Here is a 12871-nt window from a genome sequence, read left to right on the forward strand (position 1 = left end):
CTAGTCTACCTCGTGCGCGCGGCGGAACGCCGCATAGGCGCACAGATGCGCTAGGGCGTTTACGGCGCGATGCGCCGACGGGTAGCAGATGCGCCCAGTTGCCGCGACCGCCAGTGGCGCGGAGTTGCCGTAGGCGCGGTCGGTGTACACCAGCTCCGTCGCGCACAGCACCGGCTTGTTGTGCCGCGCGCTCGCGGCGGTGGCGGCTTCGGCGTAGCGGCGATCCTGCCGCTCGTGAAACTCGGCGATGCGATCGATGCCGTGGCCCGGATAGAATGGACTCGACTTCAGCACATGCGCTTGCGCCGCTTGAATGCCGAGGCCGAGGTAGATCACCGCATCGACGCCGTCATGGCCGGCGATGCAATCGAGCAGCTCAGGAATCGTCTCTCGCGTTTCGCCCCCGGCCATGTCGACCGGATTGTTGCGGCTCCATCGCGCTGGCAGCACGCTGTCGATCTTTGCGCGCAAGTCTTCCGGCAACTGGATGAGGTCGAGCCCGGCGCGCACGCAAGCATCGGCGCACAACACGCCCCAGCCACCCGCCGCCGTGAGCACGACGACGCGTTTGCCGCGCGGCAACGGCTGCGTCGCGAACGTCGCCGCCACTTCGTAAGCTTCTTCCACCGTTGCCGTGCGACGCATACCGGCCTGGCGCGCGACGCCGTCGAACACGCGTTCATCCGACGCCAACGCGCCGGTGTGACTCGATGCCGCGCGTTGGCCGAAGCCGGTCGTGCCGCCCTTGAGCACGACGAGCGGTTTGCGCCGCGTGAACGCCGTCGCGCGTTGCACGAGATCACGCCCATCACGCACGCCCTCCAAGTATGCGAGCCCGACGGTGGTGTCGGGATCGGCGGCGAAGTACTCCAGGTAGTCGGCGATGCCGACCGCCGCCGCATTGCCGGCGGAGATACCCTTGCTGAATCCGACGCCGGTGAGTTCGCCGTAGTTCATGAAAGACGAAAGGATGTTGCCGCTCTGACTCACCGCGGAAATGCGTCCCGGTGGCGGATACGGCGGGACGATCTGCGCGCACATCTGGGCACCGGTGGAGATCAGTCCCTGTCCGTTCGGACCAGCGAGCAGGATGCCCAACTCCTTGGCGACGCGCGCCAACTCGTGTTCGGCGGCGGCGCCGTCAGCGCCCGCTTCGGCGTAGCCGCCCGAGACCACGAACGCGGCGCGCACGCCGATCTGCGCGCAGGCGCGCAACACGTCGAGATTGGCGGCAGCCGGCGTACAGATGAACGCAAGATCAGCGCGACCGGCCGGGATCGCGGTGATGTCGCGGAAGGTTGATCGATCCAGCACGGTGCTGCCGTCGCGATTGACCGGAAACAATTCGCCGGTGAACCCGTGGCAGAGGAGATTGTGCAGCGCGGCGAAGCCGAACTTGCCCGGGTGCGTCGACACCCCGGGGATCACGATGCCGCGCGGATAGAAGAGCGGACGGTAGCGCTCGACCAGATCGGACATCAGTCGGCGACCTCCATCAGCGCGTCGACGGCGATCGGGCTGGCACCCCGCACGATGAGAGGATTGATGTCGAGCGAGCGCACGGCATCCCGTTCGAGGCCGATGCGGCCGACCGCGATCAGCACCTGAGCCAGCGCGTCGCGATCGATGCTGGGTTCGCCGCGGAAGGCTCCGAGCAGATGTGCGGCTTGCAGATCGCCGACCATGTCGTCGGCGTCGGCGCGCGAGAGCGGGGCCATGCGGAATACCACGTCGCGCATCGCTTCGGCGAGAATGCCGCCGAGCCCGAGCATCACGCAGGGACCGAACTGCGGATCACGGATCAACCCGACGATGATCTCGCGCCGTCCGTGTACCATCGCCTGCACCAACAACTGCGCGTCGCCATCAGCCGGCTGCTTCTTCGCCAACAGTTCTGTGGCCGCAGCGCGCACCATGCCAGCGTCTATCAAATTGAGTCGGACGAGATCGCGCTCGGTCTTGTGTGCGATGGCACGACCGCACAGTTTGAGCACCACCGGAAAGCCGAGCTGCGTAGCCGCCGCGACCGCCCGATCGGGATCCGTCGCCAAATGTTCGGGCGTGGTGGCGATGCCGTACTCGCGCAGCAGTTGCTTCGATTCGAACTCAGAGAGCGTGTGACTCATGCGCGACAACCATTAGGGGAGCGATTCGCGAATTACAAGTTACGGAGAGCCGCAGCGAGCGAGTGATTGGGCGTGATAGCCTGATGCCGTTCGATACCCGGTGTGGTGGAGGGCGGCCTACGACGGTAGTTCCTTGAAGCCGTAATGCATTCGGGTGTATGAGGCGCGCATACATGCCCGCGAAGTTTGGTGAGGGTTGCCGCTTCGTTGTTACGCCTCGTTCAAACTCGTCATGCATGACATGAGAGGAGGCCATCATGAGCATACTTACAGACGACATGAAGCGCGTCGTGCGCCAACAGCGCCTCGCCTTCGTTGCGACCGTCTGTCCCGACAACACGCCCAACGTTTCGCCGAAGGGCTGCATCGCTGTCTGGGGTGACGATCATCTCGTGTTCGCGAACATTCGATCGCCTCGCACCATTTCCAATCTTCGGCACAACCCCGCGATCGAGATCAACGTTATCGATCCCTTCGTTCGCAAGGGTTATCGCTTCAAGGGTACTGCAACGGTCGTGGAAGCTGGCGCGAGGTACGAGGAGATCACAGCTTTCTTCCGGGCACGGGGGGTTCAAAGCCCCATCTTAGAAGTGGTGGTCGTTACGGTCGAGCGTGCAACTCCCGTGACGTCGCCAGCCTACGATCGCGGGGTCTCAGAAGCGGAAACCCGCGCGCGGTGGGAGCGCCATCACGAGGCGGTCAAGCGGGGTACGGAGGAGTCTACTGGTGAGTAGGCGGTGAGCGGCTCGGTTGTTGGGCGTCGGAGAAGGAGGCAGCATGCAGTCACCCGACTCGCGCTTCGACATTGGCAGCGAATCAGATCTGGTGCGTCTGTTCGACCCTCCGAAGGAGGCATCGCTCGTCAAGGAGTTCGACCACGTCGATGCCAACTATGCGGCCTGGATCGCGGCCTCCCCGTTTTTCGTGTTGTGCACCGCAGGGGACACTGGGCTCGATGCCTCGCCGCGCGGGGACGCGGCCGGCTTCGTAGAGGTCATGGATTCGAAGACCCTGCTGATTCCCGACCGCCGCGGCAACAATCGCATCGATAGCCTGCGCAATCTGATGGTGGATCCGCGCGTCGCGCTCCTGTTTCTGATTCCGGGTATGGGTGAAACCTTGCGCGTGAACGGTCGTGCACGAGTCAATGCCGATCCGGCCACGCTGTCCCGCTTCCAGGTTCGGGGAGTCGAACCCAAACTCATCCTCGTGGTGACCGTCGACGCGGCCTACTTCCAGTGCTCGCGCGCCGTGGTGCGCAGTGACCTCTGGAACGTTGAGCGTCACGTGGCGCGCGGAAATCTGCCCACACCTGGCAAGGTCCTCAACGACGCGACGGCTGGCAGGATTGACGGTGGCGTGTACGACCGGGAGCTACCTGCACGCATCAAGTCCACGCTCTACTGAGGTGTTGGCATCGATCTCAGCGAGATGCCCATGCTCCCACCCGGGCCCAACGGCTCAACTCCTTGGGACGGACCAGTGAGGATGGGGTCGTGAGTTGGGAGCACCTTCGCTTCTCCTACGACCTCGTGGCGACGAAGTACGAGGAGCGGTTTCGTGACGAGCTTCAGGGCAAACCGCGCGACCGAGAGCTGCTCGAGTCGTTTGCGGCAGCGGTCGGCGACCCGATCGTGGAGATCGGATGCGGGCCTGGCCAAGTCGGCGTGTTTGTCCGAGAACGGGGTCGACGCGTCGTTGGGCTCGACCTCAGCCACGAGATGGCAAAGCTCGCGAGCCGCCGGCTGAACGGGGCGGTTACTGCAGACATGCGCGCACTTCCGCTACGCATGGGTGCGGTCGGCGGCATCCTCGCGTTCTATTCCCTTATCCACCTTCGTCGGCTGGAGCTGGAATCGGTGCTGCGGGCGTTCCACCGAGTTCTGCGGCCAGCCGGGAGGATACTGCTCTCAGCTCACGAGGGCCAGGGCGAAGTTGGAGTCGCTGAGTTCCTCGGGGAACCTGCACCCGTCGCCGCCACGCTCTTTGAGCTCGCAGAGCTGACTAAATCCGCCATAGCCGCCGGGTTCGACATCATCCGCGCGGAGCGGCGCGAGCCATATCCGTCAGAGGGCCAGACAGTTCGCCTCTACGTCGAGGGGCGGCGACGGGGCGTCACCTGACGCCCGGTTGAGGGCCAGATGACCTACCTGCCGAACACGGCGCGGCGCACCACGGGCAGGGCCTTCGAAGTGAGTCACTACTCGAAAGGCGGAATCGATGAATAGCGGAATTGGTTGCGAGCGATGCCAGCCTTTGCTACCCTCCGCGACAATGCGCCTGAACCAGGCTTGGCTGGCGACGCGTCAACGCATCGCGTTCGCCGTCACACTCTGCGCCCTCACTTTGACCTTGCGACCGATGACGGTTGCCGCCCAACGGGCGGCGGAGGCGAAGTATGTCGATCCGGCGCGGGCTGCCGAACTCGCGCAACGCTCGATTGTTCTGATGAAGCAAGGCGAAGACGCCTATGATCCGGCGCAGAAGGAGCAACTCTACCGCGAGGGCTATGATCTGGCTCAGCAAGCGGTGGCGGCCGACGACTCGAATGCGGATGCTCACTTCGCGCTGTTTGCGACGATGGGTCGCGTGATGTTGGCCGACGGGGTGACGCTCAACCCATTCAGCCTGGTGCGCGTGAATCGCGAGTTGGAACGCGCCCTCGAACTCAATCCGCAACACTCCGACGCGCTCGCGGCGAAGGGCGGCCTCTATCGCCAACTCCCGCGGCTGCTCGGCGGGAATCTCAGCAAGGCCGAGCAATACTTGCAGCGATCGATCGAGCTGGACCCGAATGCGGTCGGCGCGCGCATCGAGCTGGCGTTGACCTATCAAGAGATGGGCGAGGCTGAGAAAGCCGTCGAGCCGCTGAAGCTCGCCGCGGCGATCGCGGAGCAGCAGGGCAAAACGCGTCAGTTGTACGAAGCTCGCGAGTTGCTGAGCACGATCCAACCGAAGAACTAAAGGCGCCCCGTCGCCGGCACGTCGCCGGTCACTTGGGTGTAAACGTTTTCAAATAAGCAAGCAAGTTTTCGATGTCGTCCGACGACAGCGAGGTACCGAACGGTACCATCGGCGTGCCGGGCTTGCCGTTCTTGATCGCGTTCTTCACTTGCTCGTCGTTGGAGGTCTTCCAGTAGTCCGTGGACGTGAAGTTCGACGGCGGCGGCTTGAGCGCGGCACCGACCGGACCCTCGCCCTTGCCGGTGGCGCCGTGACAGAACGCGCAGCGGCCTGTGTACAGTGCCTTGCCCTTGTCGACATCGCCGGCTTGGGCCACAGCGACCACGCATAGGAGCCCACCGATCGCCATCAGTATCCGTTGTCTCACAGTACGTTCCTCCGGAGCGGCGCATAGAATCGTATCGCCTTGAGCAGGTCAAGCCGAACGCGAGTATTGCGAGCGGCGAGCAGCGGAGCACCAAGCATTGGGCGCTCGTGATGTGCTAGGGTGCCGCGATGCACAGCGCGGTTGCGGAAGGTGTGGCGGTCTTTGCGGCCGCGTTCGTCGCCGGCATGATCAACTCTGTGGCGGGTGGCGGAACGCTGATCACCTTCCCAACGCTAGTGTGGCTCGGACGCGATCCGATCATCGCCAACGTCACCAGCACCGTTGCGTTGTGGCCGGGCTCGCTCGGCGGGATGTTGGGATTCCGCCGCGAGCTGGGCGACAGCCGTCGCTGGATGCTGCTGCTCGCGGGGCCGTCGATCGCCGGCGGATTGCTGGGGGCGTTCTTGTTGTTGCGCACGCCGTCGCGGACGTTTGCGGCGATCGTGCCGTACCTGATTCTGTTTGCCACTATCTTGTTCGCCGTCCAAGAACCGCTGGCGCGCTGGCTGCGGCGGAACGAGGAAGCGCCAGGCGGGCAGCGTGACGACTGGTGGTTGGGCATCGCAGCGTTTCAGTTTCTGGTCGCGGTGTACGGCGGCTACTTCGGCGCCGGTATCGGCATTCTGATGCTGGCGGCGCTCGGCCTGCTCGGGCTCAGTGACATTCATCAGATGAACGGGCTGAAGAATTTCTGCGCGGTATGCATCAATCTGGTCGCGGCGGGCTACTTCATGTTGTGGGGGCCGGTGAATTGGCTCGACGCGATGGTGATGGGCGCCGGAGCGATCACTGGCGGCTTCGGTGGCGCAGGCTTGGCGCGCCGATTGGGACGTGAGTTCGTGCGCCACGTCGTCGTGGTGATCGGTTTCGCGATGGCGATCTCGCTGTTCTTGCGGGGCTAGGCGTCTTCCCATATTGGCTGCCGGCATGTCGCGGGTTCGGGCACAGACGGTTGCGGCGCTGCTGTTCGGCTCCGGGTTTTGCGCACTGATCTACGAAGTCGCGTGGTTGCGCCTGCTGCGGTTGGTGTTCGGCGCATCGACTGCGGCGAACGCTGCGGTGCTGGCGATCTTCCTCGGCGGGCTGGGATTCGGTGGATGGTGGCTCGGGCGGCGGGCGGACGCCGCACGCAATCCGCTCGCGTTCTATGCGCGCCTGGAGTTTGGGGTGGCGGTGGCGGCGGCGGCGAGTCCGCTGCTGGTCATGCTGGTGCGCTCGCTCTATCTCGCCCTCGGCGGAACCGCCGCGCTCGGCACAACCGGCGGCACCTTGCTGCGACTAGGGTTGTCGACGCTGGTGCTGGGTTTTCCCACCGTACTCATGGGCGGAACACTGCCGGCCGCTGTGCGTGCGGTTGAGCGCCGCGCCGACGCCGGCCGGCGCCAGATGGGTCTGATCTACGGCGCCAACACGCTCGGCGCCGTGGCGGGCAGCTTGTGCGCGAGTTTTTTATGCCTTGAGACGGTCGGCACCAATCGCACCGTCTGGCTGGCGAGCGTGATCAATCTGATGGTGGCGTTGCTGGCGTCCGGCATCGCGCGCCGCGTCGTGGTGGTGACGGATGAGGATTCCGTCGAGTCGCGCTTGCCCGCCGTCTCATCCGCACCGGTGGCGTTGATCTGGATGGCGGCCGCGGTGGTTGGCTTCGCGTTCCTGCTGATGGAGCTGGTGTGGTACCGCATGCTGGCACCGCTGCTCGGCGGGTCGTCGTATACATTCGGATTGATTCTGGCGGTGGCGCTGCTCGGCATCGGTGTCGGCAGCGTCCTGTACGCGGTCGGCGCACAACAACGCCGGCCGACGTTGATGACATTCGCCGCGAGCTGCGCGCTCGAAGCCTTGTGCATCGCCCTGCCTTACGCAGCGGGCGATCGAATCGCCGTGGCGGCGATGGTGATGCGCCCGCTGGGTTTCATCGGCTTCCTGCCTTTGGTCGGCACGTGGCTGGCGATCTCGCTGGTGGTGGTGTTTCCGGCCGCGGTCGTGTCGGGGTATCAGTTCCCGCTCTTGGTTGGATTGCTCGGAGCGGGTGACCAACGCGTGGGCCGCGAGGTCGGCCAAGCGTACGCATGGAACACGGTCGGCGCGATCGTCGGCTCATTGGCGGGAGGCTTTGGCTTGCTACCGCTGCTGTCGGCCCCGGGCGTGTGGCGGCTCGTCGTGTACTTGCTGATCGGGTTGGCCGTGATCAGTGTGGCGCGGGCGCTGCGCGACGCCGCTAGTCGGAGTCGCGCCTTGACGCCGTTGCTAGTCGCGGCGGTGAGCGTATTGTTGTGCCGCGCGGAGGGGCCCACCGCGTTTTGGCGTCACTCCCCGATCGGCGCCGGGCGGCTGCACATGTCGATCGATGCACCAAACGACTTGCAGCGTCTCTTCAACGAGCGGCGACGTCCGATCATTTGGGAAGCCGATGGCGTCGAAAGCACCGTCGGGCTCGACCGGTCGAATGCCTACGCATTCATCGTCCACGGCAAATCCGACGGCAACGCGATCGCTGACGCACCGACGCAGGTGATGTCGGGGCTCATCGGCGCGCTGCTTCACCTCGAGCCCAAGCGCGTTTTGGTGATTGGCCTCGGCACTGGCAGCACCGCCGGTTGGTTGGCGCAGGTACCGTCGGTCGAACGGGTCGATGTGGTCGAGCTGGAGCCGGCGATTTTGCACGTCGCCGAAGTCTGCAGTCCGGTGAATCAGAATGTGCTCGCGAATCCGAAGGTGCATATCGTCATCGGCGACGGCCGCGAGTTCTTGCTAACCACGAGCGAGCGCTATGACATCATCTTTTCCGAGCCGTCCAATCCGTATCGCGCGGGTGTGGCCAGTCTGTTCACGCATGAGTTCTACGACGCGGTGCGCGCGCGGCTGACCGAGGCCGGGGTGTTCGTGCAATGGGTCCAGGCCTATGAGGTTGGTGCGTCCACGCTCCGCAGTGTGTATGCAACGGTCGGCCGCACGTTCCCGGCGGTGGAAACCTGGGAAGTGAATCGCAACCACGATCTCGTCCTGACGGCGCGCCAACGGGTGAGCCCGCACGACGTGGCGCAACTACGTGCGCTCGTCGCCACTGAGCCGTATCGCAGCGCGCTGCAACTTGTCTGGGGTGTTACGGGCGTGGAAGGATTTTATAGCCGGTACCTCGGCAACGCAGGATTCGGTGAGGCGCTGGCGCACGCCGACGATGGCCGGATCAATACCGATGATCGGACCCTGATCGAGTTCGAGTTTGCCCGCACCGTGGGCCGCGAAGGTCTGTTGAACGTGGACGATTTGCGCGCGCTGGCGGTGGCGCATGGAAATCACCGGCCGCCGATCCAAGGCGGCGCGATCGATTGGAACTTGGCGGATGAGTTGCGCAGCTTGCGCGCGGCGACCGAAGCGTCGGTTCCAGAAACCGTCCCTTCGCCGGATGCCGCGTTGAACGAGCGACTGCGCGCGCGTCAGGCCTATGCGAGCGGAAATATCAATGAGGCGCGGTTGCACTGGCAGGCGCAGACCGAAGGACCGAAAGGGCCGCGCGACATCACCATGCTGGCGGAGATGTATACGGTGGCGGGTGATGCCCGGGCGCTGGAGTACATCGATGCGCTCCAGTCGCTGTTCCCGCCGGAGGCCGAAGCGTTGCTGGCGCAGTGGCATCACCGCGCCGGCGAGGTGGACAGTGCGGCGGCGCATCTGCTCGCCGCATTCTCCGCTTACCGCGAGTTCCCGTGGGCGCATCCGATCGTCCTGAACCATGCGCTCGCGCTGGCGTGGACGATCGCGACTCAGCGGCCGCAGTGGGCGGGCGAACTCTTCACTGCGCTCGCGGAGCCCTTTGCGGTGCGGGTCCTCGACGAAGCGCGCATGCACGCCTACGCCGATATTGGGCTGATGACCGACTTCGACGGCAAGTGCATCGCGGCATTGGCGCCGTTCGAGCCGCATACGATTTGGGATCGTCGGTTCCTCGAAGAGCGCGCTCGCTGTTACGACACACACCACCATCCACTGGCTGAGCGCGCGCGGCGTGAGCTCGCCACCTACCTCGCGAACGCACCGGGCCGGATCGATCAGGGGCTGACCCCGGCGCAGCCGTAGCGATTGTGTGGTGACGGGATGTTGAGGCAGGCAACCGCGCGGTCACGACACGGCGCGAGGTTTGTAGATCGCGGTGTGTCGAATGTGTTGGACGACGTGGTCGGGATCGGCAACCACCAGGATGTCGAGGACCACGAATTCGTGACCCTTGCGCTCGAAACACTCGGCGACCCGGGTGCGCAGACTGATGGTCTGGCCGTAGCGCGCGAGAGAATAGTGTGTGACCTCGCTGGCGGTATGGATCCACGGGCCGAGCACGACGTTGCGGGCAAGAACTCGATTGGCGAGTGCAAGCAACAGGGCAGGGTGAGCGATCCCGTCGGCGCCGCGGTACAGCGGCAAGTCATCACCGACGGCATCGACGAAGGCGATGGCCTTGCGTGCATCGAGACGCAACCCGAGCGTGCCGAGCACGGTGCCCGCGGCCAGTGCTGACGCGGCCGCGGGCGGACGCATGACCGGCAGCGGCGCGATTGGGTAGTTCGCCACGTCGGGTTCTGCGCTCGGCGACGACGTGCGGGCGCTGCCCCGCGCGCAAACGACTCCGTCGGGTCGTTGCACCGTCAGCTCGATGTGGTCGTTGGTGTTGTGCGCAACGACGGTGATCTCTTCGCCGTCGTAACACGGTTGCATGAAGCGGCCGCTCGCGCCTCCGCGCGCCAGCCACTGGGCGCCCAAGCGCGCGACGACCGGGCGAGTGAGGTACCCGAACACCGCGATGCCCGGCACCAGCCCGCCGGCGAAACCGTACTGGCGCGCAACGGTGTCGTCGTGGATCTTGTTGTCCGAGTCGGACGCGATATTGCGCGCCAGCACTCGATAGGTGCCGAACGGTTCAGCCGATGGGGAGTGACCGCTCACGGGTTACTTCTTCTGCTCCATCTCTTGCCCGCAGCATTTGATTGAGCCGGTGCCGGCTTTGGTGACGATGACCTGCGAGCCGCACTTGCCGCAGATGTACATTTTGCCGAGTTGGTTTGCCATTGCTCTCTCTCTGCTCGATCACGAGCCTTTGAATGTGGGCCGCCGCTTTTCAAGGAAGGCGCGGATGCCTTCGGTGCGGTCGGCGGTTGTCTGTAGCAAGACATAGAGGTCTTGCTCAAGCCGGATGCCGTGATCGAGGGGGAGATCGACGCCATCGCGCACAGCTTCCTTGGCGTAGCGCAGCGCGACCGGTCCTTTCGCGGCCAGGTCGCCCACTACACGGCGGACATCGGTCGCGAACGATTTGGCGGGAAACACGCGCGTTGCCAACCCCATCGCCTCGGCTTCAGCGGCGGTGAGCGCGCGGCCGCTGAGCAGAAGATCCAGCGCGCGCGTCCGACCGACGATGCGCGGCAGCCGCTGCGTGCCGCCGTGCGACGGCAACTCGCCGCGTTGGAGTTGCGGCATTTGGAAGCGCGCGCGCGTCGAGACCAGCCGCAAATCACACGCGAGCGCCAGTTCGAACCCTTCCGCAATCGCATCGCCGTCAATCGCGGCGATCACCGGGACGGTGAGATGGCCGATCGCCGCGATCCAATCAACGCGGCGTTCCCAGTCGCCGGCGTTCGCCACACCCTGGCAAAAGTGTTGCCCGCTTCCGGCGATCAGGACGACGCGGATGGTTTCATCCAACTCGATCGATTCGACCGCGGTGCAGAGTGCCTGCGCTGTTGCTTGGTTGATCGTTGTGTGAGTCAGCGTGAAGGTGGCGATGCCGTTGCGCAGAGTGGTACGGAGTGTCTGGGCTCGCATGGGTTTGGCTGTTCTCATGCGGCGCCGAATTGCTTGCGCAGATCCTTCTTCAGAATCTTTCCCATCGGGTTCTTGGGCAGCTCGGGCAGGAAGTGGATGATCTCCGGTTTCTTGAAGCTGGCCAAACGCTGGCGACAGAACTCGATGATGTCGTCGGCGCCGAGCATGACCTCGGGGCGCGTCACCACCACCGCGCAGATCCGTTGTCCCCACTCGACGTCGGGTACGCCGATCACGGCTGCCTCTTCGACGCTCGGGTGCGAATAGAGCACTGCTTCAACCTCCGCCGGCGCGATGTTCTCGCCGCCGCGGATGATCATGTCGTCCTTGCGACCGGCGAGAAAGATGTAGCCGTCGGAGTCGAGCCAGCCCATGTCGCGTGTCGGCAACCAACCGTCGGCGTTGAGCGGCGAACTGGCACCCTCCTTGGCGGCGTAGCCCTTCATCACGCGTGGTGTACGCACCCAGATCTCGCCCACTTCGCCAGCCGGGAGGTCATGGCTGTCGTCGTCCACCACCTTTACCTCAACGTCCGGTAGCGGACGACCAATGGAGACGAGGCGCTTCAAGCGCAACTCGACTTCCGCGGCTGAGCCGTCGAGCCGATGATCGTCGGGACCGAGCACGGTCAACGTCGAAGTGGTTTCGGTCTGCCCGAACGCGTTGACGAAGCCGACCGTCTTCGGGAACATCTCGAGCGCGCGGCGGATCACCGGGAACGGCATGGCGGCACCACCGTAGGAGAGATTCTGCAGGCTCGACAAATCGCACGTGGCGAAGTCGGGATGGTCGATGAGCTGCTTCAGCATCGTCGGCACGACGAAGGCGTGGGTGACCTGCTCGCGCGCAACCGTGTGCAGCCACTCGGTGGCGTCGAACTGGCGCAGCAGCACGAGTTTGCGACCGGTAAACAGATTACTCATCACGTTGGTGGCACCGGCGATGTGGTAGAGCGGTACGCACAACAACGACGTGCCGCGCGGCGTGCCATCGGCCAGCTCGACGTTGGCGGTAACGTAGGCAGTGAAGTCGTTGAAGCGCAGCATCACGCCTTTCGGCAGCGCGGTGGTGCCACTGGTGTACATCAAGATCGTGGTGTCGTCGTCGTTGGTCTCGCGCTCCTGGAATTCAGCGGCGGCCGCGGCGATGAGTGGCTCGATATGCCGAAAGCCTTCGTGCTCGCCCTCCATCGCGATGCAGGTGGTGACGCTCGGCAGCTTGGGAAGCAGCTGCCGCACGGTCTCGACGTAGCGATCACCGACGAGCAGCACCTTGGTCTCGGCGGCGCCGAGCATGTACTCCAGCTCCGGCAGCTTGGCGCGGTAGTTCACCGGAATGAATACCGCATTGAGCGCGGCGGCGGCGAAGTAGGCTTCCACATATTGCGCCGAGTTGGTCTGCAGCACGGCGATGCGATCGCCGCGGCGGACGCCGATGCCTTCGAGCGCGTTGGCCAGCCGCTGAATGCGCTCCCACAGTTCGCCGTAGGTGCGGCGTTGCGTGTCGTAGACGAGGATCTCCTGGTCAGGAAACATCATCGCCGGAATGCTGACGAAGTTGGACGTGTTCACGATGCCTCCCTCAAAAGTGACAGTATGCA

Annotated in this window: 13 protein-coding genes; 6 read left to right on the forward strand and 7 right to left on the reverse strand. The window is 64.7% G+C overall.

The genetic code is table 11. The annotated features are described in order from the left end of the window. Together HYR72_19315 and HYR72_19320 are read right to left on the reverse strand one after the other, a co-directional pair. Positions 1 to 1479 carry a CoA-binding protein gene (locus HYR72_19315; protein MBI1817128.1) on the reverse strand — a complete coding sequence of 493 codons (1479 nt, stop codon included), beginning with the start codon at positions 1477 to 1479 and terminating at the stop codon, positions 1 to 3. After that, a complete protein-coding gene (locus tag HYR72_19320; GenBank protein ID MBI1817129.1) occupies positions 1479 to 2126 on the reverse strand; it encodes an acetate--CoA ligase family protein in 648 nt (215 codons plus the stop codon). Before HYR72_19320 ends, HYR72_19315 begins: the two co-directional genes overlap by 1 nt. Before the next feature lie 257 nt (positions 2127 to 2383). On the opposite strand from HYR72_19320, the gene HYR72_19325 reads away from it, so the two are divergent. The 4 genes from HYR72_19325 to HYR72_19340 all read left to right on the forward strand — a co-directional run bounded on the left by HYR72_19325 (position 2384) and on the right by HYR72_19340 (position 5090). Then, on the forward strand, positions 2384 to 2860 hold the full coding sequence (locus HYR72_19325) for a pyridoxamine 5'-phosphate oxidase family protein (GenBank protein ID MBI1817130.1): 477 nt from the start codon (positions 2384 to 2386) through the stop codon (positions 2858 to 2860). Positions 2861 to 2903: 43 nt separating this feature from the next. Next, positions 2904 to 3533, forward strand: coding sequence for a pyridoxamine 5'-phosphate oxidase family protein (locus HYR72_19330; GenBank protein MBI1817131.1), 630 nt, complete (start codon positions 2904 to 2906; stop codon positions 3531 to 3533). An 89-nt stretch (positions 3534 to 3622) separates the two neighbouring features. After that, positions 3623 to 4249 carry a class I SAM-dependent methyltransferase gene (locus HYR72_19335; protein MBI1817132.1) on the forward strand — a complete coding sequence of 209 codons (627 nt, stop codon included), beginning with the start codon at positions 3623 to 3625 and terminating at the stop codon, positions 4247 to 4249. Positions 4250 to 4487: 238 nt separating this feature from the next. Beyond that, positions 4488 to 5090: a hypothetical protein gene (locus HYR72_19340; GenBank protein ID MBI1817133.1), complete on the forward strand. Its 603-nt coding sequence runs from the start codon at positions 4488 to 4490 to the stop codon at positions 5088 to 5090. Positions 5091 to 5118: 28 nt separating this feature from the next. Here HYR72_19340 and HYR72_19345 read toward each other — a convergent pair whose 3' ends face one another. Then, positions 5119 to 5457: a c-type cytochrome gene (locus tag HYR72_19345; GenBank protein MBI1817134.1), complete on the reverse strand. Its 339-nt coding sequence runs from the start codon at positions 5455 to 5457 to the stop codon at positions 5119 to 5121. A 128-nt stretch (positions 5458 to 5585) separates the two neighbouring features. Here HYR72_19345 and HYR72_19350 point away from each other — a divergent pair, with 128 nt between their 5' ends. Both HYR72_19350 and HYR72_19355 read left to right on the forward strand, forming a co-directional pair. Continuing rightward, positions 5586 to 6359, forward strand: coding sequence for a sulfite exporter TauE/SafE family protein (locus HYR72_19350; GenBank protein ID MBI1817135.1), 774 nt, complete (start codon positions 5586 to 5588; stop codon positions 6357 to 6359). 25 nt (positions 6360 to 6384) lie between these two features. Beyond that, on the forward strand, positions 6385 to 9534 hold the full coding sequence (locus HYR72_19355) for a fused MFS/spermidine synthase (GenBank protein ID MBI1817136.1): 3150 nt from the start codon (positions 6385 to 6387) through the stop codon (positions 9532 to 9534). A gap of 42 nt (positions 9535 to 9576) precedes the next feature. Here the strand turns inward: HYR72_19355 and HYR72_19360 are convergent, their stop codons facing one another. From HYR72_19360 to HYR72_19375, 4 genes are read right to left on the reverse strand one after another with little or no spacing between them, the layout of a single operon-like run. Continuing rightward, positions 9577 to 10395 (reverse strand): hypothetical protein, encoded by an 819-nt coding sequence (locus HYR72_19360; GenBank protein ID MBI1817137.1) that lies wholly within the window; start codon positions 10393 to 10395, stop codon positions 9577 to 9579. A gap of 3 nt (positions 10396 to 10398) precedes the next feature. Beyond that, a complete protein-coding gene (locus HYR72_19365) occupies positions 10399 to 10518 on the reverse strand; it encodes a hypothetical protein (protein ID MBI1817138.1) in 120 nt (39 codons plus the stop codon). Positions 10519 to 10536: 18 nt separating this feature from the next. Next, positions 10537 to 11271, reverse strand: a complete 735-nt coding sequence (locus tag HYR72_19370) for an enoyl-CoA hydratase/isomerase family protein (GenBank protein ID MBI1817139.1) — start codon at positions 11269 to 11271, stop codon at positions 10537 to 10539. 14 nt (positions 11272 to 11285) lie between these two features. Continuing rightward, the gene (locus HYR72_19375) at positions 11286 to 12842 is read right to left on the reverse strand and encodes a long-chain-fatty-acid--CoA ligase (protein ID MBI1817140.1); all 1557 of its coding nucleotides are present in this window, start codon (positions 12840 to 12842) and stop codon (positions 11286 to 11288) included. Positions 12843 to 12871: the final 29 nt, after the last annotated feature.

Source organism: Deltaproteobacteria bacterium (genome assembly GCA_016178705.1).
In the GTDB taxonomy this organism is placed as follows: Bacteria; Desulfobacterota; Binatia; order HRBIN30; family JACQVA1; genus JACOST01.

Bases quoted from the DNA above. Each gene is read 5' to 3' on its own strand.
- HYR72_19315 (MBI1817128.1), bottom strand. From the start codon at position 1,479: ATGTCCGATCTGGTCGAGCGCTACCGTCCGCTCTTCTATCCGCGCGGC.
- HYR72_19320 (MBI1817129.1), bottom strand. From the start codon at position 2,126: ATGAGTCACACGCTCTCTGAGTTCGAATCGAAGCAACTGCTGCGCGAG.
- HYR72_19325 (MBI1817130.1), top strand. From the start codon at position 2,384: ATGAGCATACTTACAGACGACATGAAGCGCGTCGTGCGCCAACAGCGC.
- HYR72_19330 (MBI1817131.1), top strand. From the start codon at position 2,904: ATGCAGTCACCCGACTCGCGCTTCGACATTGGCAGCGAATCAGATCTG.
- HYR72_19340 (MBI1817133.1), top strand. From the start codon at position 4,488: ATGACGGTTGCCGCCCAACGGGCGGCGGAGGCGAAGTATGTCGATCCG.
- HYR72_19350 (MBI1817135.1), top strand. From the start codon at position 5,586: ATGCACAGCGCGGTTGCGGAAGGTGTGGCGGTCTTTGCGGCCGCGTTC.
- HYR72_19355 (MBI1817136.1), top strand. From the start codon at position 6,385: ATGTCGCGGGTTCGGGCACAGACGGTTGCGGCGCTGCTGTTCGGCTCC.
- HYR72_19365 (MBI1817138.1), bottom strand. From the start codon at position 10,518: ATGGCAAACCAACTCGGCAAAATGTACATCTGCGGCAAGTGCGGCTCG.
- HYR72_19370 (MBI1817139.1), bottom strand. From the start codon at position 11,271: ATGCGAGCCCAGACACTCCGTACCACTCTGCGCAACGGCATCGCCACC.